Source organism: Colwellia sp. MT41 (assembly GCF_001444365.1).
Classification (GTDB): Bacteria; Pseudomonadota; Gammaproteobacteria; order Enterobacterales; family Alteromonadaceae; genus Colwellia; species Colwellia marinimaniae.
The window spans coordinates 2275027-2296930 of the sequence record NZ_CP013145.1 but is presented as its reverse complement, the minus strand read 5'-3'; the positions used below and the strand labels follow the sequence as shown (position 1 = coordinate 2296930).

The 21904-nt window shown below is 39.7% G+C and carries 20 protein-coding genes; 16 read left to right on the top strand and 4 right to left on the bottom strand.

All coding sequences use genetic code 11. From position 1 onward, the window contains the following. Positions 1 to 362: 362 nt before the first annotated feature. The 4 genes from zwf to CMT41_RS09840 all read left to right on the top strand — a co-directional run bounded on the left by zwf (position 363) and on the right by CMT41_RS09840 (position 5183). Positions 363 to 1832, top strand: coding sequence for a glucose-6-phosphate dehydrogenase (zwf, locus tag CMT41_RS09855; RefSeq protein ID WP_058027160.1), 1470 nt, complete (start codon positions 363 to 365; stop codon positions 1830 to 1832). Continuing rightward, positions 1832 to 2527 carry a 6-phosphogluconolactonase gene (pgl, locus tag CMT41_RS09850; protein ID WP_058027159.1) on the top strand — a complete coding sequence of 232 codons (696 nt, stop codon included), beginning with the start codon at positions 1832 to 1834 and terminating at the stop codon, positions 2525 to 2527. The genes zwf and pgl overlap by 1 nt, the downstream gene beginning before the upstream one ends. 61 nt (positions 2528 to 2588) lie before the next feature. Further along, positions 2589 to 4403, top strand: coding sequence for a phosphogluconate dehydratase (gene edd, locus CMT41_RS09845; protein ID WP_058027158.1), 1815 nt, complete (start codon positions 2589 to 2591; stop codon positions 4401 to 4403). Positions 4404 to 4535: 132 nt separating this feature from the next. Then, on the top strand, positions 4536 to 5183 hold the full coding sequence (locus CMT41_RS09840; protein ID WP_057181136.1) for a bifunctional 4-hydroxy-2-oxoglutarate aldolase/2-dehydro-3-deoxy-phosphogluconate aldolase: 648 nt from the start codon (positions 4536 to 4538) through the stop codon (positions 5181 to 5183). A gap of 152 nt (positions 5184 to 5335) precedes the next feature. Here the strand turns inward: CMT41_RS09840 and CMT41_RS09835 are convergent, their stop codons facing one another. From CMT41_RS09835 to rne, 3 genes are all read right to left on the bottom strand, one after another. Continuing rightward, a complete protein-coding gene (locus CMT41_RS09835; RefSeq protein ID WP_057181135.1) occupies positions 5336 to 6289 on the bottom strand; it encodes a DUF4339 domain-containing protein in 954 nt (317 codons plus the stop codon). A gap of 83 nt (positions 6290 to 6372) precedes the next feature. Further along, on the bottom strand, positions 6373 to 6804 hold the full coding sequence (locus CMT41_RS09830; RefSeq protein WP_058027157.1) for a DUF4339 domain-containing protein: 432 nt from the start codon (positions 6802 to 6804) through the stop codon (positions 6373 to 6375). Positions 6805 to 7171: 367 nt separating this feature from the next. Further along, positions 7172 to 10285: a ribonuclease E gene (gene rne, locus CMT41_RS09825; RefSeq protein WP_058027156.1), complete on the bottom strand. Its 3114-nt coding sequence runs from the start codon at positions 10283 to 10285 to the stop codon at positions 7172 to 7174. A 691-nt stretch (positions 10286 to 10976) separates the two neighbouring features. Here rne and rluC point away from each other — a divergent pair. Then, positions 10977 to 12059 carry a 23S rRNA pseudouridine(955/2504/2580) synthase RluC gene (gene rluC / locus CMT41_RS09820; protein ID WP_082606503.1) on the top strand — a complete coding sequence of 361 codons (1083 nt, stop codon included), beginning with the start codon at positions 10977 to 10979 and terminating at the stop codon, positions 12057 to 12059. A gap of 5 nt (positions 12060 to 12064) precedes the next feature. Continuing rightward, entirely contained in the window at positions 12065 to 12718 is a 654-nt protein-coding gene (locus tag CMT41_RS09815) for an HAD-IA family hydrolase (protein ID WP_058027155.1), read from the top strand. A gap of 166 nt (positions 12719 to 12884) precedes the next feature. On the opposite strand, the gene CMT41_RS09810 is transcribed toward CMT41_RS09815, so the two are convergent. Then, on the bottom strand, positions 12885 to 13484 hold the full coding sequence (locus CMT41_RS09810) for a Maf family protein (RefSeq protein ID WP_057181131.1): 600 nt from the start codon (positions 13482 to 13484) through the stop codon (positions 12885 to 12887). Positions 13485 to 13677: 193 nt separating this feature from the next. On the opposite strand from CMT41_RS09810, the gene yceD reads away from it, so the two are divergent. From yceD to tmk, 10 genes are all read left to right on the top strand, one after another. Beyond that, complete coding sequence (gene yceD / locus CMT41_RS09805; protein ID WP_057181130.1) at positions 13678 to 14190, top strand: 23S rRNA accumulation protein YceD; 513 nt, start codon at positions 13678 to 13680, stop codon at positions 14188 to 14190. Between the two features lie 48 nt (positions 14191 to 14238). After that, the gene (gene rpmF / locus CMT41_RS09800) at positions 14239 to 14409 is read left to right on the top strand and encodes a 50S ribosomal protein L32 (protein WP_057181129.1); all 171 of its coding nucleotides are present in this window, start codon (positions 14239 to 14241) and stop codon (positions 14407 to 14409) included. Positions 14410 to 14448: 39 nt separating this feature from the next. Beyond that, positions 14449 to 15498: a phosphate acyltransferase PlsX gene (gene plsX / locus CMT41_RS09795; protein ID WP_082606502.1), complete on the top strand. Its 1050-nt coding sequence runs from the start codon at positions 14449 to 14451 to the stop codon at positions 15496 to 15498. Between the two features lie 102 nt (positions 15499 to 15600). Next, entirely contained in the window at positions 15601 to 16539 is a 939-nt protein-coding gene (gene fabD / locus CMT41_RS09790) for an ACP S-malonyltransferase (RefSeq protein WP_058027154.1), read from the top strand. 124 nt (positions 16540 to 16663) lie between these two features. Continuing rightward, positions 16664 to 17410, top strand: coding sequence for a 3-oxoacyl-ACP reductase FabG (gene fabG, locus CMT41_RS09785; RefSeq protein WP_058027153.1), 747 nt, complete (start codon positions 16664 to 16666; stop codon positions 17408 to 17410). A 158-nt stretch (positions 17411 to 17568) separates the two neighbouring features. Then, positions 17569 to 17802, top strand: a complete 234-nt coding sequence (acpP, locus tag CMT41_RS09780; RefSeq protein ID WP_011043112.1) for an acyl carrier protein — start codon at positions 17569 to 17571, stop codon at positions 17800 to 17802. A 156-nt stretch (positions 17803 to 17958) separates the two neighbouring features. Next, positions 17959 to 19197, top strand: coding sequence for a beta-ketoacyl-ACP synthase II (gene fabF / locus CMT41_RS09775; RefSeq protein ID WP_058027152.1), 1239 nt, complete (start codon positions 17959 to 17961; stop codon positions 19195 to 19197). Positions 19198 to 19321: 124 nt separating this feature from the next. Further along, positions 19322 to 20128, top strand: a complete 807-nt coding sequence (gene pabC, locus CMT41_RS09770) for an aminodeoxychorismate lyase (protein ID WP_058027151.1) — start codon at positions 19322 to 19324, stop codon at positions 20126 to 20128. Between the two features lie 47 nt (positions 20129 to 20175). Continuing rightward, positions 20176 to 21210 (top strand): endolytic transglycosylase MltG, encoded by a 1035-nt coding sequence (gene mltG, locus CMT41_RS09765; RefSeq protein ID WP_058027150.1) that lies wholly within the window; start codon positions 20176 to 20178, stop codon positions 21208 to 21210. Positions 21211 to 21264: 54 nt separating this feature from the next. Beyond that, complete coding sequence (gene tmk / locus CMT41_RS09760) at positions 21265 to 21903, top strand: dTMP kinase (protein ID WP_057181123.1); 639 nt, start codon at positions 21265 to 21267, stop codon at positions 21901 to 21903. The last annotated feature ends 1 nt before the right edge of the window (position 21904 follow it).

Here is a 21904-nt window from a genome sequence, read left to right as displayed (position 1 = left end):
ATACTGTAATTTATTTTCTGCCTAAGGAACAGAAATAATGAAATTTTATTTCATAATTTTGGATTAAACTCAGTAAAGTTAGTTGAATTGGTACTGTTTACCCTTTAAACCATACTATGTTGGGCTTGTTTTGACGAATAGAGCAATTAATCCTTAGCTCATCTTGTTTGTAAGCTAATAGTTCACCGTGGTATTGATTTATGTAGTAAAATTACAAAAAGTTCTTTACTGTCAGCTAAACAAGCGCTAAATTAGGCCCATATGTAGTTTAGTTACAACTATTTTTTACTGTAACTGCACTTGCGTCGAAACTTGCGTAAAAATATAAGTAAAGCAATACACTTTTAAATAAGAGAAATTCTATGAGTAATTTAGATTGTCAATCAGCGAGTGACATCGTCATTTTTGGAGCCTTAGGTGATTTATCACGACGTAAGCTATTACCCGCACTCTATCAATTGGAGGTGTCGGGTTTAATCCATAAAGATAGCCGTATAGTGGGCGCAGCAAGACAAGAACATAGTCTAGAAGAATTCAAAAGTATTGTGGTCGAGAATTTAACTAATTTTGTCAACGAAACAATAGATGAACAAGTACTGACATGTTTCGTCAATCGTTTTGTTTATCAACAACTGGATTTTAAAGACAGTGCTTCATTTAATCTCTTAGCTGATGCACTCGCTAATGGCAATAAGACTCGTGTTTATTACTTTTCAACACCTCCGTCAATTTATGGTGATATTTGTCAGGGTTTAGCTCAGGCTAATTTAATTAATGATGCTGATCGTGTGGTTATGGAAAAGCCTATTGGTCACTCCTTAGAGTCTTCTATTGAAATCAATAACCAAGTTTCACAATACTTCACAGAAAAGCAAACTTACCGAATTGATCACTATTTAGGTAAAGAAACGGTACTGAATCTTTTGGTGTTACGTTTTGCAAATTCATTGTTTACCAATAATTGGGATCGTAACAGTATCGACCATGTGCAAATCACCGTGGCTGAAAGTGTCGGTATTGAAGGTCGTTGGGGGTTTTATGACGAAGCAGGGCAACTGCGCGATATGGTACAAAATCACCTATTGCAAATTTTGTCGCTATTGGCCATGGAGCCTCCTGCAGATTTAAGTGCCGAGAGTGTGCGTGCAGAAAAACTTAAAGTGATAAGAGCATTAAAGCCCATTAACCGCGAAAACATTAAAGATAAAGTGGTTCGTGGCCAATACAGTGATGGCTTTTTAGAAGGTGTTGCTGTACCAGGCTATTTAAATGAAGAAGGTGCTAACGCCAACAGTAATACGGAAACCTTTGTCGCTATAAAAGCAGAGATAGATAACTGGCGTTGGAAAGGTGTGCCATTTTATCTTCGAACCGGCAAGCGTATGCAAAAGAAGCATAGTGAAATAGTCATACACTTTAAACAACAACCCCATAATATTTTTAAAGACAGTTACAGTGATTTACCTGCCAATAAATTAACCATTCGTTTGCAACCTGATGAAGGGGTTGAGTTACAAATGATGAACAAAATACCCGGTATAGCTTCACAGATGCTTATTCAAGAAAATAAATTGGATTTAAGTTTCTCTGATACCTATAAAGACCAGCGTGTTGTTGATGCTTATGAGCGCTTAATGTTAGAAGTGTTAAATGGTAATCAATCATTATTTGTTAGTCGTGACGAGGTTGAAGCCGCTTGGACTTGGGCTGATAGCATTATTGAAGCATGGAAAACCACCAATGAAGTACCTAAACCTTATGCTGCCGGTTCTTGGGGACCTGTAGCTTCTATTTCCTTAATCGCGCGTGATGATCGCCAATGGGTTGAATAATGCACCAGTTAACAGAGTTCTCTACACGTAATGATTTAGATGTTGCCTTGGCCCAAACAGTGAGTCAAATCCTTGCGCAAGCAATAAGCCTAAAAGGCAAAGCAAGTATCGCCGTTTCAGGTGGTTCAACACCGAAAGGCTTTTTTAAGGTGTTATCACAAAGTGATATTGACTGGTCAAAAGTAACCATCACCTTAGCGGATGAACGTTGGGTGGCAATCGATAGTCAAGACAGTAATACCCGCTTAGTGCATGAAAATTTACTACAAAATAATGCCGCGGCAGCGAATTTCTTTCACTTGAAACAAGGTGATGAATTAACGGATGAAACCCTTACTGATTTAAACGTGGCGGCAAGTAAAACGTTATTACCACTGGATGTATTAATTTTAGGTATGGGCGAAGACGGTCATACTGCTTCATTATTCCCGTGTAGCGACGAAATTAATGTTGGCCTTGATGAGAAAAACGATGCAGTACTCATGAAAGTTCAACCTAAAACAGCGCCGCATCAACGTATCAGTTTTACTTTTGCTAGCTTAATCACCAGCAAAAATATTTTCCTTCATTCATGCGGAGAAGGAAAGAAGACGGTATTAACACAAGCGTTAAATGGTGATGATCCGTTTGAAATGCCGATCAGAGCATTTTTACAACACCCTAGCTTAAACACTCAAATTTTTTGGGCTCCCTAACTCACTTGTCAAATAAGTTTAAGTAATAAATAAAATAAAAGTATATAAGTTGAGAGAGAAAATGAAACAGCAAATAGTAGATATTACCGACAGAATAATAAAACGTAGTGCTAAAACACGTGCTGAGTATTTAGCGAAAATTGACGCAGCAAAATCAGACACAGTACATCGTGCAGCTTTATCATGTGGTAACTTAGCTCACGGCTTTGCTGCCTGTGGCAAGGATGATAAGTCATCATTACGCGGCATTCAACACTCAGATATCGCTATTGTTACCTCTTACAATGATATGCTTAGTGCGCATCAACCGTATCAAACTTATCCTGATATCATTAAAGCTGCAGTAAAAGATGCCGGTGGTGTTGCCCAAGTCGCTGCTGGCGTACCTGCCATGTGTGACGGTGTTACGCAAGGTCAACCAGGTATGGATCTTAGCCTGATGAGTCGTGATGTAATTGCGATGTCAGCGGCTATAGGTTTATCTCACAACATGTTTGATGGCGCATTAATGTTAGGCATCTGTGACAAAATCGTACCGGGTTTGTTGATAGCGAGTATGACCTTTGGGCATTTACCTATTGTATTTATTCCTGCGGGGCCCATGCCTTCAGGTCTGCCAAACAAAGAAAAAGCTCGTGTGCGTCAGCAGCATGCTAAGGGTGAAGTAGATGAAGTAGTGTTACTTGAGGCTGAATCTGCATCATATCATTCTGCCGGTACTTGTACTTTCTTCGGCACAGCAAATTCAAATCAACTGGTTGTTGAAGTGATGGGCTTACATTTACCAGGTGCCTCTTTTATTGCACCTAATACCCAGCTTCGTGAAGAATTAACAAAGGCTGCTGCTCGTCAGGCGACACGTTTAACTCAGCAATCGGGTAACTATATGCCGATTGGTAAAATGGTCGATGAACGTTCAGTTGTTAACGCAATTGTTGCCTTGTTAGCAACGGGTGGCTCTACGAACTTGGTCATGCACATCATTGCTTTTGCTAAAGCGGCTGGCATCATTATTAACTTCCAAGATTTTAATGATTTATCTTCAGCGGTTCCTTTGCTTACCCGTATTTACCCTAATGGTCATGCGGATATCAACCAGTTCCAAGAAGCAGGTGGTATGGCATTACTGTTCCGTGAACTTATTGAAGGCGGACTTGTATTTGAGGATGTTGAAACCATCTGTGGTCGCGGCTTAACTCGATACACTAAGAAGCCTGTGCTAGATAATGGACAGCTTAAGTGGGTTGATTGCGTTGAAAAGTCACTTGATGATGCAATTATTGCCACAGTTGCTAAGCCATTCAGTTCTCATGGTGGTTTACGAGTGATGAAAGGTAATTTAGGTGTTGCTGTTATTAAAACGTCATCACTTAGAGAAGGCAGCTTTGTTATTAACGCTCCAGCGGTTGTTTTTGAAGACCAGCATGAATTACAGGCGGCATTTGACGCCGGTGAACTCGAAAAAGATTTTGTTGCAGTGGTAAGATTCCAAGGGCCTAAAGCGCGTGGTATGCCTGAATTACATAAATTAACGCCATTGTTAGGCGTGCTGCAAGACAAAGGCTTTAAAGTAGCCCTTCTTACTGACGGACGTATGTCTGGTGCTTCGGGTAAGGTACCTGCAGCCATTCATTTATGCCCTGAGGCACTTGATGGTGGTTTGATTGCTAAGGTTCAGACAGGCGACATGATTAACCTCAATGGTGAAACAGGTGAGTTGACATTGCTCGTTGATGAGCAGGAATTAGCCAATCGTAAGACGGCACTATTTCAAGTTAATGGCCACCATGAAGGTATGGGGCGTGAGTTATTTGGCTTTATGCGCCGTAACTTGAGTTCAGCTGAAACAGGTGCCTGTTCGCTATTCGACTCTTAATCACTAGTAATAAGAGTAAAGAACAGATAACGATTAAGGAGTCATACCTTGGCTCCTTAATAATTAATAATTTAAAGCATTCAGCGCCTATTTAACCCTAGGTTTAATAGGCCAAGAAAATAGAGAGGATTTATGACAGTATCAAAAAATTGGCAAATCATGCCAAAGGACCTTTTCAACATGGGGCCTATTGTTCCTGTATTAGTAATCAATAAAGTTGAAGATGCGTTGTATATTGCGGAAGCATTATTAGCTGCGGATGTTAATGTCTTAGAAGTAACCTTACGTACGCCCGTCGCACTTGATGTGATTAGTATCATTGCCAAAGAGCTGCCAGAAGCGATCATTGGCTCAGGTACAGTGACCAATCGTCATCAGTTACAGCAGTCTTATGATGCTGGTGCTAAATTTGCAATTAGCCCAGGTTTAACCAAAGACTTATTACAAGCCGGCAATGACGGTAATATTGCCCTAATACCCGGTATATCTTCAATTTCTGAGCTTATGGATGGAGCAGATTATGGTTACGACCATTTGAAATTCTTCCCAGCAGAAGCATCCGGTGGTATTAAGGCCCTTAAATCAATTGGTGGACCTTTCCCAGACATTCGTTTTTGCCCAACAGGAGGCATAAATTTAAATAACGTGCGTGACTATTTGGCCTTACCTAATGTTGTTTGTTGTGGTGGCTCATGGTTAGTATCAAGTGAAATTGTTGACAATAAGAACTGGTCGGAAATTACTAAATTAGCCAAACAAGCCTTAGTCCATGTAAAGTAGCTCAGGGGTACAAATTACCAGCAAAAGCACTAAGGGTATAGCTACTCTGAGGGTGAGATAACCACCATTAAAAAAGCCAGTCATTATAAATAATGACTGGCTTTTTATGTATGTCGTTTAAAAGATTATTAATTGCGATAGCAGTAACGATTTTATTGGTTGTTTTGAGCTATTTTTAAACGTTCAGCCATTGATAGTGGTTCTTCTTTAGCTTTATTCGCATCTACATTGACAGTTTTTACTTCTTTCTCTATTTTACTGTCACCTTTAAATACCGATTTCATCATATTTTTCATGCCATTGAAACTGTCTTTAGGCGATTGACTGGCTTCGTAGGAGTCATATAAAGGTGATTGGCTTGCCGTTTTTTCTACTTTTTTAGCCGGTTTTTTAGTGACTTTTTTAGCTTCTTGTTTAGCCTGAGTTTTTACGGACTCTTTTATTGCAACCGGTGTTTCCTCAAGCTTTGCTTCGTTGGGTTCAACACGCTGATGAGGGGTAGCTAATATTTCTTGCGCAAGCTTGGCTTTGCTTCCTTGGGCATTGTCTGCTAACAGGTTGTTTTCCTGCTCTTGTAGTATTGCTGTACTTGGAGTACAAGAGGGCATGAAGATATCATTCGAGCTCATTCTATGGGTAAAATCATCAACCACTGCTGACATTTCTGTTTCCGCAATATGTACCGCGTCTTTAACCTGAGATAGCTTACGGCTTAAATTTTTGTACTTCTTCTCGATGTTATCGATAGCACCTTTAACATCATCATTTAAATTTTTGGTCAAGTCTTTATAGCTGGCAATTTGTTGTTCAAACTTAGCTAAAGATGACTGGCTGTGATTAATACTATCGTCAATGGAGGTTAATTTTCCTTCTAAGCGCTGCTTTTTAGCTAAAAACTGATCAGAAATTTCTTTTGGTATTAATGGCGCTTGTACTGTTGGCGGAAGTACATCGACAAATTCACTAATACAGTTGACTGGCTTCCATTGATTAAATGAAGGATGCCAGCCATAGACATTAGGGTTAGTGGCTAAATAATCTTTTGCTGCATCTAAATCTAAGGGGGCAGTAATTTCGCCATTATTTGAAAAAAACCATTTTTTCATAGTAAATACTCTTATCTGTTAACTTTAGTGTTTATGATGAATCGGATTCACTGGTTAACTGTTAGTTAAATATGCTGAAGTCATTAGTAATCAGCTTTAATTACGTTAGCTAGGTTCTTTTGTAAAGCGGCGTACTGCTCTTCAATTGTCTTAACGACCACTCTAACTTCTTCCGTTAAATTATGGGCAATAGTGCTATAATTATCTAATTCGGTATCTATTTCATATAAAGAGTCGGAAGTGATTTTAATTGTTTTATCTATACGTTCTAAGGTTGTTATTAATTCTTTTTCTTCGCCAATTAAATCATCAATAAGATCATTGGGGATGGCTATTGGCGGAGGAGGGGGCGTGACTGATGTTTCAAATTCATTAATACAACTAACCGGAACCCAATGAGTATAAGAAGGATGCCAAGCATATAAGTCAGGATTTTTAGAAATAAATTCGTTTGACTCTTTTAATCCTAAAGGGCCAGTTACTTCTCCATTGTCAGAAAAAAACCATTTTTTCATAATAATTATTACTCTCTTTTATATTCGTTACCTTACTCTTAACTAGGTAACAATAATGACCTATCTAATTTATTAACAGCTGGCCGACAACTATTCACCATTTAACGTTAGCCTAGAGCAACAGTCAAGCTATTTGTTAATGCTAAGTTATTGTTTGTATAATACCAATTTGATGAAATTTCTCGCTGAGTGGGAAAGAACTTAATCAACTTAGTATATCTTTCCAGAGTTAGCTTGTTGGGTGATTTAGCTTAGGTCGAGTAGATGACTACTCCTCATATTCATTGATAAAGTAGCTGGGATTTAGACAAAAAAAAGCCAGTTATATTATTTTATAACTGGCTTTAAACGTTAAGTTATGTGTGCTTTACGGCTTAGTTGCCTGCGCAGCGCTACGGTTTACTACATCAGCCGTTATAGCCGTTCTGCCTGATGACTGATGAGCGAGTCGCTCACTATCGGCCATAAAGCTAGTCGGAATTTCTTTAATGGTGGTGATAGTTTCCGTTTTTGTCATAGGCGCCGTGGCATGGCCAGAAAGGCGATTTGCTTTTTTAACTTGCCTGGCTAGCTTTTTATCCTTAGGTGCCGATTTCTTTGTCACCGGGGCTGCTTTTTTAGTCGTAGTAGCCGGTTTTTCAAATTTTTCAACTGGCACCGTCTCAACCTTTTCTTCTTGAACTTTGCTGTCGGTATTAGCGGTTTCAGTGTCAATAGCTACCGGAGTGACAATATCTTCGCTTTGTTGCTCAACAACTTCAGCCGTTTGATTTGTCACTACTGAGGTTACTTTAGTTTCGTCAACGTCTGCGGTGGTTGCCGTTAACGTTTCTTTAGTTGCAGTAATATCTTCTTTTTGCTCTAAAGGTAACTCTTGTTGAACTTCTGTTACTGGCTCCGCAACCTCAGTTGTTGACGTGTCTTCTTTGGCTTGCGGCGCAGCAATTACTGCTGCGCTTGCTAACGGCTCTTCAACAGTAGATTCAATTGTCGGTGTTGTCACTGCTGCAACGACTTCATCTTTAACAACTTCATCAGATGTTGCTTTATCGACTTCAGTTGAGGACGTCTCTACTTCAGACTGTGCGGCCATTTCTGCCGTAACAGGATTAGCAGTAGCAGGGTAACGCGCTTCTACTGATTCATCGACAGTCAAAGTTTCACTGGTTAATGGCTGCTCTTGCGCTGCAGTTTCAGCACTGTTTTCACTATTACGACGACGACGTTGTCCATTTGCTCTTAGGTGTCTAGGTGAACGTCTATTTCGTGGTCGGTCATCATGTTTTGCTTCGCTTTCTGCCACAGGATTATTAAGCTGTTCAGTCTCAATAACTTTAACTGCGGTTGATTGTTCAGTCTCAATAACTTTAACTGCGGTTGATTGTTCAGCGCTATCAATAGCTTTACTAGGTATTTCAATACGTATTTTTTTGCGACTAGTTCTACGTTGACGACGCTCAGTGACTTTCTCTTCTTTAACAACTTTATCTTTATCTAGATTGTCATTCTTACGCGCTTGTCTCTTCGGCTTATTCAGTTCGTCATCACGAGTGGAACGGGTATTTCTTGCTTCACTGCTATTACTGGTTGAGCGAGTCGAAGAATTGTCCTCGTTGCGATCATTTTGTTCGATGCGATTACGATTACCGCTACGACTATTACGACGCTTACCTTGTTGATTCTCGCGTCTACTTTGCGAACGTCTAGGCTTATCACTGGTGTTACTTTCTTTTACATCTTTTACATCTTTAACTTCTTTAGCTACTTTTTCAGTAACAAAAAGTCCCTTTAACCAAGCAAATAATCCCTTAGGATTTTCTTGCTTTTCTGTCTTTGTTTGTTCAGCTTTTTTGCTTAAGTCACTTGGTCGTGGGGCAGGTGTTGGTGTTGTCATGCCTTGAATTAAGGGTTCATCACGTTTTGCCGTCACTTTATCAAATTTAGGCATTTTAGCTTCTTCAATTTCAGCTTGTTTTACCGGTAATTCATAACTTGCTTCTTCGACAGTTTCATCAGTTTTAACACGCAGTACTTCGTATTGCGGGGTATCCATATGTGGATTAGGAATGATTAAAACCCTGACATTATGATGCTTTTCAATATGCATCACTGAACGGCGCTTTTCATTTAATAAATAAGTAGCAACAGGTACTGGCACTTGTGCTTGTACCTGTAAGGTATTATCTTTAATGGCTTCTTCTTCCATTAAGCGTAATATCGATAACGCTAAAGACTCAACACCACGTACATGACCGGTACCACTACAACGAGGACATACCCCTTGGCTTGTTTCACCAATTGACGGACGTAAACGTTGACGAGACATTTCTAATAAGCCAAAACGAGAGATCTTACCTAATTGAATGCGGGCTCTGTCCTGGTGAACTGAATCACGCATTCTATTTTCTACTTCACGTTGGTGTCGAACGGGTGTCATATCGATAAAGTCAATAACGATTAAACCACCCAAATCACGTAAACGTAGCTGACGAGCAATCTCTTCAGCCGCTTCCAAATTGGTATTGAAAGCCGTCTCTTCAATGTCACTACCCTTAGTGGCTCTAGCTGAGTTGATATCAATGGAAGTCATGGCTTCGGTCGGGTCAATTACGATTGAACCACCAGAAGGTAGGCGTACTTCTCGTTGAAAAGCCGTTTCAATTTGTGTTTCAATTTGGTAATGAGTAAATAAAGGTACATCACTGGTATAAAGCTTTATTTTACTTAAGAAATCAGGGCGAACCACCTCGATGTGCTTTTTAACACTTTCAAAGGTTTTAGGGCGATCAATCAATACTTCACCAATATCACGGCGTAAATAGTCTCGAATGGCGCGTAAAATAAGGTTTGTTTCTTGGTGAATTAAGAAAGGTGCCGGGCGAGTTTTTCCGGCATCACTGATTGCTTGCCAGTGATGTAAAAGGACACTGAGATCCCATGCTAATTCGTCATAATCTTTGCCAACGCCCGCGGTTCTGACAATTAAGCCCATGCCTTTAGGTAATTCTAACTTATTTAAAGACGCTTTTAATTCGGTTCTTTCATCACCTTCAATGCGGCGTGAGATACCACCAGCGCGAGGGTTATTTGGCATTAATACTAGATAGCTACCGGCGAGGCTTATAAAGGTAGTAAGCGCGGCACCTTTTTGGCCACGTTCTTCTTTATCTATTTGAACAATAACCTCTTGGCCTTCGCGCAAGACTTCTTTAATGTTAGGCCGACCTTGAAAGGTATAGCCTTTAGGGAAGTATTCACGCGCAATTTCTTTCATTGGTAAGAAACCATGGCGGTCAGCGCCATAATCAACAAAAGCAGCTTCTAAAGAAGGCTCAATACGGGTGATTTTTGCTTTATATATATTAGATTTTTTTTGTTCATGTCCAGGACTTTCAATATCCAAATCGTAAAGTTTTTGGCCATCTACTAGTGCTACGCGCAATTCTTCTGATTGGGTAGCGTTAATTAACATACGTTTCATAGTTTGTCGGACTCATTTTTAGTCACAACACATCATTTGCTTAGGACATAAAGCAATCTGTTTTTCTGATAACAGCAAATTGTCAGCCTCACGGTTGTCACGGTTAACCTGTCATAAAACCAGGTCAAGCTGTTATAAATTCTGATTGTTATTCAATATCACTGCCGTAATTAAAGTAGGCAATGTTAATTTATTTCTTTATGTGCTCAGCTGGTGTGCTGTGCAAAATACCAGCTTAATTCGCATTGGTATTATTTTATAATAATTGCTTTATGGTGCTGGGCTAATAACATTTTAAAATCAAATTGTTAAAACTGTTTTTGCTTTTATGACAATCTACCGCGGTTAAGTTTACAAAACTGATAACTACCTGTGTCAATTTATACAATAGGCCGTACTATTAATATGTCTTATTTACGCTTGTTAACGTCATAATGGTACAGTTAACAAAATAGAATTCGCATAATAATGTGGCCGCAATTTGCCTCTTACGTCTCTCTTTAAAGCTTCTAGGGTTAAATGTTACGTTGATTAGCCTAATGTTAGTTTTTTCATAGGGCGGCTTATATACGGTGTTAGCGTTATATATCAACTAATAACCCTTTAAGTATCCCACTATCTTTTGATTTTAGCCAATAAAAAGCTATTTTAATTGCATTATAAGCGAAAAAAAATGTGTTAAACTGCCGTTATGAAAGAAATTAATAGCAAAAAAGCCAATCACGTGCATAAAAACAAAGCAAGCTCTCAACATCGCTCAGTTGATAAAAAGCATCAACATCAAAAAGTAACTGCTGAAAATAGCACTCAAGTTAAGAGTACTGTTGAAGCCGAAAGACCTAAAGTACGCTACATCACCATAGATAGTGAAGATGCGGGACAACGTATTGATAACTTCTTATTAAGAACACTCAAAGGCGTGCCCAAAAGTCACCTTTATCGTTTAATGCGTAAGGGCGAGATTAGGATAAATAAAAAACGCATCAAGCCTCTTTACAAATTAGTACTTAATGATGAAGTACGCATTGCCCCTATTAGAGTTTCTGAACAAAAAGATGCGGTCTCTACTGGATTAACTATTGTTGCCAATTTAGAGAAGCAAATATTGTTTGAAGATGACAGATTAATTGTTATCAATAAACCTTCAGGTATGGCCGTACATGGCGGCAGTGGTTTGAGTTTTGGTTTAATCGAAGCATTACGTGCATTAAGACCTGATGCGCGCATGTTAGAGTTAGTACATAGGTTAGATAGAGATACGTCTGGCTGCTTAGTTGTTGCCAAAAAACGTTCGGCCTTACGGCATTTACATGAACAGTTACGTAATAAAGATGTACAAAAATTCTATCATGCTTTGGTGAAAGGGCATTGGCCAACCAAGTTAACCCGAGTGACTGCCGCATTAAAGAAAAATGACTTAAAGTCCGGTGAACGTGTTGTTGTCGTTGATAATCAAGCGGGTAAAGAGTGTGAAACACGTTTTAGGGTGTTAGAGCGTTATCGAGGTGCTACCTTAATTAGGGCTTTTCCTGTCACAGGCAGAACCCATCAAATACGTGTTCATTGTCAAGTGAGTGGCCATTCCATTGCCATGGATGCCAAATATGGTCATGAAGGGTTTGATGAAGAGATGAAAAGTAAGGGCTTAAAACGTTTATTCTTACATGCTGCCAGTATAGAGTTTACTCATCCTAAAACCGAGCAACGCATGAAAATTGAAGCGCCGCTCGAGCCAAGTTTAGAAAGATTGTTAGCTAAATTGGTTAAAGAATAACGTATATGCCTGAGTATAAATTAATTATATTTGATTGGGATGGTACCTTGATGGACTCGATTGCGCGCATTGTTGTTTCAATGCAAGCGGCAGCACATCATTGTCAATTAGACATACCAACAGCAATACAAGTAAAAGACATTATAGGTTTAAGTTTACCTAAAGCTCTTGCTATTTTATTCCCCTTGGGCTCTCAAGGGCAACTGAAGGCTATGCTTGAGCAATATAAATACCAATATGTCGAAGGTGATAATCCCCCTACACCTTTATTTGATAATGCACGGTCACTGTTAACGGCTCTTAAGGATAATAATAAGTTGCTTGCCGTAGCAACAGGAAAAGGACGTCAAGGTCTACAGCGTGTTTTATCTGAAAGTGATACTGAGCACTTCTTTCATGCTTTACGCTGTGCCGATGAAATGCGCTCAAAGCCAGATCCGCAAATGATATTGAGTCTATTGGCCGAGTTAAATGTATTGCCTGAACACGCGGTTATGATTGGTGATACTCACTACGATATGCAAATGGCGCAAGCGGCAGGGGTTGACAGCATTGGTATAACGTTAGGTGTCCATGATAGAGCAACATTAAGTCGCTATCAGCCTAAAGCTATTGTTGACTCGCTAGCAGAGTTGCAACCGTTATTATTGCCAGTGTAAATAACCTCAACTCGTGCTAAGTAAAGTGACTCAACAAGCCATTACGCCATCTATGTGTGTTGCCATTACCAATGATAGCCAGTTATTGCCTGCACAATGACGCCTCCATAGTGCGAAAAACACCAAGGCAGTACATTGAAGAGTACTGCCTTGGTATTCCATTATATCAGCTGGTTTTATGCTGCTCCGCTAATACATCAATACCCTGTTGTTTCAATAAGGCAACTAGCTTAATCAAAGGTAAGCCTATTAAGGTGTTAGGATCATCACCTTCAAGCTTGCTAAATAAACATATCCCTAACCCCTCACTCTTAAAGCTGCCAGCGCAGTTATAAGGCTGCTCTGCATGCAGGTAGTTTTTAATGTCTGCTTGGCTTAATTGCTTAAAGTGCACGGTAAAAGGCTCGACTAAAGCAAGTGTGTTATCCTTTTCACTGTCATAAACGCATAAGCCAGTATAAAAAATAATAGTTTTGCCGCTAAATTTAGTTAATTGCCTAACCGCATTGTCGAAGTTATGGGGTTTACCTATAATCTCGCCCTCACATACGGCTACCTGATCCGAACCAATAATTAACGCCTTTGGGTAGTCTGCGCTAACCGCTTTTGCTTTTTCAATGGCCAGGCGTTTAACTAAAACTTGCGGTGATTCATCTTGTTGTGCACTCTCATCAATAGCAGGCTTTGCGCAGTGAAATGGTATTTGCAGCTTTGCTAAAATGGTTTTACGAAATGGAGAGGTTGAGCCGAGTACTAAGGTTTTCATATTTAGCCTTTAAAATGGGAATAACGAGAAGAATAGCTATAGTTACGCAATTGTTTACTTAGAGCACAAATGTTGGCTAAATAAACAGTTTTTAGGCAATTATTGCTATTATTGGTTCTATCTTGAGCTTTTAAACAAAATAGTGCAATTTTCTTTTGACACTTGCCTATAGGGACTATATTATGCGCGCCTTATGCAGAATCTTAAACTTCCAATAACAATTAGCCCATCCCGTAGTGCACAGCGCAGACTTGTGTGTGAAGGTGAGTATAAATTGTCAGATATGACTCGACTACTTGCTGAATGCGAAAGCGGAAGCGAGGATGTCAAAGTTAGTGTTAAGTTTAATGTCGATGAACGTGGTTTGACAGTAATGTCAGGTACGGCTTCGACATTAGTTGCATTAACTTGTCAGCGGTGTAACGAAAATTTTGACCATGCACTTAAAGTAGATTTTACTTTTAGTCCGGCCAAAGATGAGGAAGCCGCTGAAAAAATTCCGTCATATTATGACGTAATAGAATTAGATGAAAATGGTGAAGTAAACTTACGCGAATTAATAGAAGAAGAGTTTATGCTCATTATTCCATTAATTCCACGGCATAACATTCAAGACTGTGCAGCTGATGCTGATTCAGTTTGGGGTGAATTGCCAGAAGAGCTTGAGAAGCCAAATCCATTTGATGTATTAAAACAATTCAAGTAGTTAATAAGCATAAAGCCCTTTAACTAATAACCGATTTAGGAGAAACTCATGGCAGTTCAAAAAAGCAAAAAGTCTCGTTCAAGACGTGGCATGCGCCGTTCACATGATGCAGTTACACCAGAAAACTTATCAGTAGATCCAGTATCAGGTGAAACGCATCGTCGTCACCATATCACTGATGATGGCTTTTACAAAGGCGTTAAAGTAATCGCTGTTTAAGCGATTACTTCGTTATAGTAAATAGTTTAGGCTTTTCGCTTGAGCTTAAATACTAATCTAACCATAGCGTTAGATGTTATGGGGGGCGATCAAGGCCCCTTTATAACACTTTCTTCAGCAATCATGGCGATAAAAAATCAGCCTAACTTGCACCTCATACTTTGTGGTGATGAAATCATCATTACAGAAACGCTTGCCCGTCTTAATATTTCTAAAGAAAAATTTGCCAATCATAAACAATTAAGTCTTTTTGCCACGTCACAAGTCGTCACCATGACCGATAAACCCATTGTGGCGTTACGTAGCAAAAAAGACTCATCCATGCGTAAATCTCTCGACCTAGTTAATGAAGGGCGTGCACAAGCTTGTGTCAGTGCGGGAAATACCGGTGCACTCTTTTCTATGGCACACTTTGTATTGAAGACCTTACCTGGGGTCGATCGTCCAGCACTTATTTCATCTTTACCGACTCACGATGACGATAAACATGTCTTTATGCTTGATTTAGGTGCCAATGTCTTTTGTGATTCACATGTATTATACCAGTTTGGTGTTATGGGCTCCGTCATGGCAGAACAAGTCGATGGCATTAGTAAGCCGCGCATTGCCTTGCTTAATATGGGTGAAGAAGCCATTAAGGGTAGCGACCATATAAAACTTGCCGCTCTTGAATTAAGTAAAGATGAAGATATTAACTACATCGGTTTTATTGAAGGCTGTGATATTTTTTCCAATAAAGCGGATGTCATTGTCTGTGATGGCTTTGTTGGTAATGTTGCACTAAAAACGTGTGAAGGTGTCGCTCGGTTAGTCTATGAGAAATCAAAAGCGGCTTTTAATGCTAGCTTAGTGGCTAAGGTGTTTGGTTCTTTGTTAAAGCCTAGCTTTAAAAAACTCTTTAAAACCATGAACCCCGACCAGTACAATGGCGCAAGTTTGATAGGATTACGCGGGATTGTGGTAAAGAGTCATGGTAATGCCAATATCGAGGCTTTTTATGCCGCAATTATGGAAGCCGTTAAAGAAGTTGAAAGGCAAGTACCTGAAAAAATCAAAAACTCCTTAGAGCAGGGTTTATCTGCTCGATAATGATTCAGCGTCACTTTTAGAAAAATTGACAACTTCAGCTTCAATAATAAATAATCTTCTTCATTAAATAGCACTTAAATAGCACTTAAATAGAGTATCAATATGCACAATAAATTAGCCTTCATATTTCCAGGGCAGGGTTCTCAAACTGTCGCCATGCTCAGTGACTTTTCAGAAAACACTATAGTACAAGCAACCTTTGCCGAAGCCTCTACCGCATTGGGTTATGACTTATGGCAATTAGTTGCTCAAGGTCCAGTAGAAAAACTAAATCAGACCAATTTTACCCAGCCAGCATTGTTAACCGCCAGTGTCGCCCTATGGCGAGTTTGGCAAGCAGAGTCTGAGGTGATTCCTGAGGTCATGGCCGGCCACAGTTTAGGTGAATATTCAGCCTTGGTTTGTGCGGGTGTTTTTACCTTAAGTGCCGCGGTAGTACTGGTGGAAAAACGTGGTGAATTCATGCAAGCCTGTGTACCCGCCGGTGTTGGCGCCATGGCTGCGGTCATTGGTTTAGGCGATGAAGAAACGATTAAGGCCTGTGCAGCGGCAAAGCAAACGCAAGTCGTTGCCGCGGTGAATTTTAATTCCCCTGGACAAGTGGTGATTGCTGGCCATAAAGAAGCCGTTGAGCGTGCCACCGAGCTATGTAAAGCGGCAGGTGCTAAACGGGTTTTACCGCTACCGGTAAGCGTGCCATCACACTGTGCGTTAATGAGTGATGCCGCGACTAAGTTGGCTATTGAACTAGATAAAATCAGCTTTAACGTGCCACTCATTAATGTGGTTAATAATGTTGATGTTGCTAAAGAAACAAGTAGTAAAGCAATCAAAGCCGCTTTAGTTAAGCAATTATACTCCCCCGTTCGTTGGCGCGAAACTATTTGTCTGCTAACAAATGAGGGCATTGATAAAATGGTTGAAGTGGGTCCTGGTAAAGTACTACAGGGCTTAAATAAGCGTATTAATAAATCAATAAAAAGTGTTAGTTTCAACACTATTGACACTTTACAACAAGCAAAAGAACTACTGAATAAGTGAATTTAAATAATAACTTAATGTTATAATTCAAACCATCACATCAAGTTAGTAAATGAATTAAAGTAAAGAACTCGTTATCTTATTCAGCAAGTTAACGTTATAAAATAAAAATAGTAGGTAAAATATGTTTTCATTAGAAGGTAAAGTTGCTTTAGTAACTGGCGCGAGCCGCGGTATTGGTAAAGCTATAGCAGTACAATTACAAGCACTTGGTGCAACGGTCATTGGTACTGCTACTTCAGACACTGGCGCAAATAACATTACTGAGTACTTAACTGCCAATAATGGTACTGGTATGGGTCTAGTGCTCAACGTGACCAGTGATGAATCGATCAGTGCAATGTATGCTGCGATTAAAGCAGCACATGGGGCAATTGATATTTTAGTCAATAATGCTGGCATTACCCGTGATAACTTGTTTATACGTATGAAAAATGACGAGTGGCAAGATGTTATCGATACAAACCTAACGTCGGTCTTTAAAGTAAGTAAAGCCGCTATTCGTCCAATGATGAAGAAACGCACGGGCCGTATTATTAATATAGGCTCGGTTGTGGGTACTATGGGTAATGCCGGTCAAGTCAACTATGCTGCGGCTAAAGCTGGCTTATTAGGTTTTACTAAAGCATTGGCACGTGAAGTGGCTTCACGTGGCATAACCGTCAATACTGTTTCACCAGGTTTTATTGATACGGATATGACAAAAACACTTACGGATGAGCAAAAAGAGGGCATTTTCTCTCAAGTACCGGCAAAGCGTTTAGGTAAGCCAGAAGAAATTGCTAGCACGGTAGCCTTCTTAGCATCTGATGCAGCCGCATATGTGACCGGTGAAACTATTCACGTCAATGGTGGTATGTATATGATCTAAGCCTTATTTATTAAGGCTTAGATAGTTTTAAATAATATTTTTCAATACTTCAACAGGTTAGACCAGATAAAAAAGTGAATTAGATGCTTGCATGGCAAGCTGTTGACGAATACACTACACGCAATTTGAAAAAATGCACTTTCAGTAAAGGAAATAAAATGAGTAATATCGAAGAACGCGTAAAAAAAATCACCGTTGAACAACTAGGTGTTAGTGAAGCAGAAGTTAAAATTGATTCATCATTTGTTGATGACTTAGGTGCTGATTCATTAGACACTGTAGAATTAGTTATGGCGTTAGAAGAAGAATTTGATACTGAAATTCCTGACGAAGAAGCTGAAAAAATCACTACAGTTCAAGCAGCAATCGATTACGTTACTGCTAACCAGTAATTGTTAATAAGTTCGATATAATCGAGCTTAGTAAAATATTAAAAGCGGTATACTTAATTGTAAGTGACCGCTTTTTTTTATGTCTAAGATGACGGTATTAGCCAATTTAAGTGTTCATTTGGCTAATACAATTAATTTTTCGGAGGCCGCTCTGTTATGAGACGTATAGTAGTTACAGGCATTGGCATGCTTAGCCCATTAGCCAACACAGCAGAAGAAACATGGAAAAACTTACTACTTGGCAAAAGTGGTATAGGTAATATTGATTATTTTGATACCACAGATTATCCAACTAAGTTTGCTGGTTTAATAAAAGATTTTGATGCGCAAAATTATATGGAGCGCAAAGAAGCCAAAAAAATGGATCTATTCATTCAATATGGTGTTGCTGCGGGTGTGCAAGCTTTTAAAGATTCTGGCCTAGAAGTTACCGAGCAAAATGCTCCTCGTATTGGTGTTGCTGTTGGCTCTGGTATTGGTGGTTTAGGTTTAATTGAACAAAACCATAATAAGCTATTAAAAGCCCAAGGTAATCCCCGTAAGTTATCGCCCTTTTTTGTACCTTCAACCATCATTAATATGATTGCCGGTCACATATCTATTATGTTTGGCTTGCAAGGCCCTAATATTGCTATTACCACAGCCTGTACTAGTGGTGTGCATAATATCGGTCATGCGGCTCGTATGATTGCCTATGGTGATGCCGATGTTATGGTGGCCGGTGGTGCTGAAAAAGCGTCTACGTCTCTAGGTATGGGCGGTTTTGGTGCTGCACGTGCTTTATCTCGTCGCAATGACGACCCTGAGGCTGCATCGCGTCCTTGGGATAAAGACAGAGATGGTTTTGTGCTTGGTGATGGTGCTGGTATTATCGTTATTGAAGAATATGAACATGCCAAAGCGCGTGGCGCAAAAATTTATGCTGAGCTGGTCGGTTTTGGCATGAGTGGTGATGCTTATCATATGACTTCACCGCCTGAAAGTGGTGAGGGTGCCGCGCGTGCTATGCAAAATGCGATTAATGATGCAAAAATTGATATCAGTAAAATTGGCTATATCAATGCCCATGGTACTTCGACACCCACGGGTGATATTGCCGAAACCAATGCCGTTAAAAAAGTCTTTGGTAACAGTGCGCACAAGGTCATGATGGGCTCTACTAAATCAATGACTGGGCATTTATTAGGTGCTGCTGGCGCTGTTGAAGCTATTTTTAGTATTCAAGCACTGATGAATAATCAAGTGCCACCAACGATAAACTTAGATAACCCAGGCGAAGGTTGTGATTTAGATTATATTGCCGGTGCTGCACGTGATGTTAAACTGGAATATGTGCTTTGTAACTCTTTTGGCTTTGGCGGTACTAACGGCTCTTTGATCTTTAAGAAAATTTAGCTAAGCGAGTCAAACTAAGTTAAATTACTTGAAAAAGAATGAGTAAGCCTGAATACTAGCCCCCTACTTAGGGGGAAGTCTTCAGGCTTTTTTATGTCAATAATTAATATTATTAAGATAAAATATGAAATATTGCTCGGTAAATGGTCAACAACAAACAGAAATAGCGGTAACAGAACGCGGATTAGCCTACGGTGATGGGATATTCACCACGGCAAAAATTGTCAATGGCGAAATAGTATTACTGAACAAGCATATAGAGCGATTAACCCTAGGTTGTCAGCAATTAAAGTTGCAAGTTCCATTCATGGCGAAGTTAACGGCACAATTGCAATCGCTTGCCAGGGCTTATCCGCTGGCGGTATTAAAAGTGATAATTACTGCCGGTAGTGGTGGCAGAGGGTATTCAAGAATAGGGCTAAACGATAATGCCAGCAATGTTATTATCATGATCTCTGATTTTCCTAGCCATTATACCGCGTTAGCCCAGCAAGGAATTAACTTAGGCGATAGTAAGCAACAGATCTCTATTAGCCCAATGCTTGCCGGATTAAAGCACCTTAATAGACTCGAGCAAGTGTTATTTAGGGCTGAGCTTGATGAACGTATTGAAGATGATCTTATTGTGACTAATTACCTTGGTGAGGTGATTGAGGTAACCAGTTCAAATTTATTCTATTGGTTAGATGGGCACTTATGCACGCCAGATTTAACAACATCCGGTGTTGATGGTATTATTAGACAGGCCATTTTGGCTAAATATCCGCAGATCAAAGTCTGCCATACTAAGTTAGTCGAGCTTAAACAAGCACCAGCAATGTTTATCTGTAATTCTTTAATGGGCATAGTGCCGGTAAAAACGTACAATAATAACCTACTGACTATGGATGCGGTATTACAGCTGCAAAACGAAATGAAAGACTTTATCTGACGCTTTTTTAGTGGTTAGATAATTTATTACCTGTTAAGGAAAAATGTGTGCTTAGAAATCTTATTATTTTTATGCTATTAATATTGTTGGCTACTGCGGGAACCTTGCTCTACCAATTTGATAAGGCATTATCTACGCCACTAGCGGTTGAAAACGATAGCTTTTTAAAAGTAAAGCCCGGTAGCTCAATCAGCTCTTTTGCTAAGCAGTTAGAGCAGCAACAATGGTTAACTAACCGTTTTTGGCTGAGAACTTATGGCCGATTATTTCCGCACAAAGCTAATATTAAGGCCGGCACCTACCTGGTCACTAAAGGTACTACTTTAGCGCAATTATTAGTCCAGTTGGTTAAGGGTAAAGAACACCAATTCACGGTGACTTTTATTGAAGGCACTCGTTTTCAAGATGCGGTAATTATTCTGGCAGAGCACCCTTATATTAAAAAAAGCATTCAAGGTGATACGCTCAGTGAAATAGCGGTAAAAGTTGGCATCGATTCAGCAAACCCCGAAGGTTGGTTATTTCCCGATACCTACGCCTTTACTGCCGATACCTTAGATATCATGTTATTGAAACGTGCTTATGCCAATATGCAGACACAGCTAAATCTTCTCTGGAAAAATAGAGCAGAAAATCTGCCTTATAGCACACCTTATCAAGCGTTGATTATGGCTTCCATCATTGAAAAGGAAACCAGCTATGTTGCCGAGCAAGCTGTTATATCCTCTGTTTTTGTTAATCGATTACGCAAAAAAATGCGTTTACAAACCGACCCTACGGTGATTTATGGCTTAGGGGAACGTTATAAAGGTGATATTACGCGAGCCCATTTACGAGAAAAAACGCTGTATAATACCTATCGGATTCATGGTTTACCACCAACACCTATTGCAATGACTGGTTTGTCAGCTTTAAAAGCGACACTAAACCCAGCGACTAGTGATTACCTATACTTTGTTAGTGATGCTAACGGCAAACATGTTTTTAGTAAAACCTTGGCTGAGCATAATCGCGCTTATAGGGATTACCGGAAAAAACAAAGAAAAAAACAGCAGAGCAAAAGTAATAATATTGTTAACTAGTCATTACCCCATAATTTAATATAAAAAATAACTGACCCAAGGTAAAGCTCAAGTATGTCTACAGGAAAATTTATTGTCATTGAAGGCATGGAAGGCGCAGGTAAATCCTCGGCGATTGCTGTTATTGAAAGTATCCTAAATAAACAGGGTATAGCGTATATTAATACCAGAGAGCCAGGTGGCACACCTTTAGCTGAAGCCCTGCGTGACATGGTGAAATCGGTAGAGCATCAAGAAAAGCTCACCGTTGAAACAGAGCTGTTACTTATGTATGCCAGTCGTAGTCAATTACTTGCCAACAAAATACTGCCTGCTTTAGCTGCAGGAAAGTGGGTAATAGGTGATAGGCATGACTTGAGTTCACGTGCATACCAAGGTGGTGGTCGAGGTTTTGAGCAAAGCATCATGGATACCATTAGTGATATAACGTTAAAAGGCTTTCGCCCTGATATCACCCTCTATTTAGATATAGACCCACATATTGGTTTATCTCGTGCTAAAGCTCGGGGGAATTTAGACCGTATTGAATTAGAGCAAATGGATTTCTTTATCCGAGTTCATAATAAGTATCGAGAGCTAGCCGCACAAGATAAAGCAATTATTACCATTGATGCGGCGCAAACCATGGTGCAAGTGCATCAGGATATAGAAAAAGTGGTTATTGAGTTTATCGCTGCAACAGACTTGGATTAGA

Bases quoted from the DNA above. Each gene is read 5' to 3' on its own strand.
- CMT41_RS09815 (WP_058027155.1), top strand. From the start codon at position 12,065: ATGCCTGAGTATAAATTAATTATATTTGATTGGGATGGTACCTTGATG.
- fabG (WP_058027153.1), top strand. From the start codon at position 16,664: ATGTTTTCATTAGAAGGTAAAGTTGCTTTAGTAACTGGCGCGAGCCGC.
- edd (WP_058027158.1), top strand. From the start codon at position 2,589: ATGAAACAGCAAATAGTAGATATTACCGACAGAATAATAAAACGTAGT.
- CMT41_RS09810 (WP_057181131.1), bottom strand. From the start codon at position 13,484: ATGAAAACCTTAGTACTCGGCTCAACCTCTCCATTTCGTAAAACCATT.
- acpP (WP_011043112.1), top strand. From the start codon at position 17,569: ATGAGTAATATCGAAGAACGCGTAAAAAAAATCACCGTTGAACAACTA.
- CMT41_RS09830 (WP_058027157.1), bottom strand. From the start codon at position 6,804: ATGAAAAAATGGTTTTTTTCTGACAATGGAGAAGTAACTGGCCCTTTA.
- rluC (WP_082606503.1), top strand. From the start codon at position 10,977: ATGAAAGAAATTAATAGCAAAAAAGCCAATCACGTGCATAAAAACAAA.
- fabF (WP_058027152.1), top strand. From the start codon at position 17,959: ATGAGACGTATAGTAGTTACAGGCATTGGCATGCTTAGCCCATTAGCC.
- zwf (WP_058027160.1), top strand. From the start codon at position 363: ATGAGTAATTTAGATTGTCAATCAGCGAGTGACATCGTCATTTTTGGA.
- pgl (WP_058027159.1), top strand. From the start codon at position 1,832: ATGCACCAGTTAACAGAGTTCTCTACACGTAATGATTTAGATGTTGCC.
- rpmF (WP_057181129.1), top strand. From the start codon at position 14,239: ATGGCAGTTCAAAAAAGCAAAAAGTCTCGTTCAAGACGTGGCATGCGC.
- rne (WP_058027156.1), bottom strand. From the start codon at position 10,285: ATGAAACGTATGTTAATTAACGCTACCCAATCAGAAGAATTGCGCGTA.
- tmk (WP_057181123.1), top strand. From the start codon at position 21,265: ATGTCTACAGGAAAATTTATTGTCATTGAAGGCATGGAAGGCGCAGGT.
- yceD (WP_057181130.1), top strand. From the start codon at position 13,678: ATGCAGAATCTTAAACTTCCAATAACAATTAGCCCATCCCGTAGTGCA.
- CMT41_RS09840 (WP_057181136.1), top strand. From the start codon at position 4,536: ATGACAGTATCAAAAAATTGGCAAATCATGCCAAAGGACCTTTTCAAC.
- pabC (WP_058027151.1), top strand. From the start codon at position 19,322: ATGAAATATTGCTCGGTAAATGGTCAACAACAAACAGAAATAGCGGTA.
- CMT41_RS09835 (WP_057181135.1), bottom strand. From the start codon at position 6,289: ATGAAAAAATGGTTTTTTTCAAATAATGGCGAAATTACTGCCCCCTTA.
- fabD (WP_058027154.1), top strand. From the start codon at position 15,601: ATGCACAATAAATTAGCCTTCATATTTCCAGGGCAGGGTTCTCAAACT.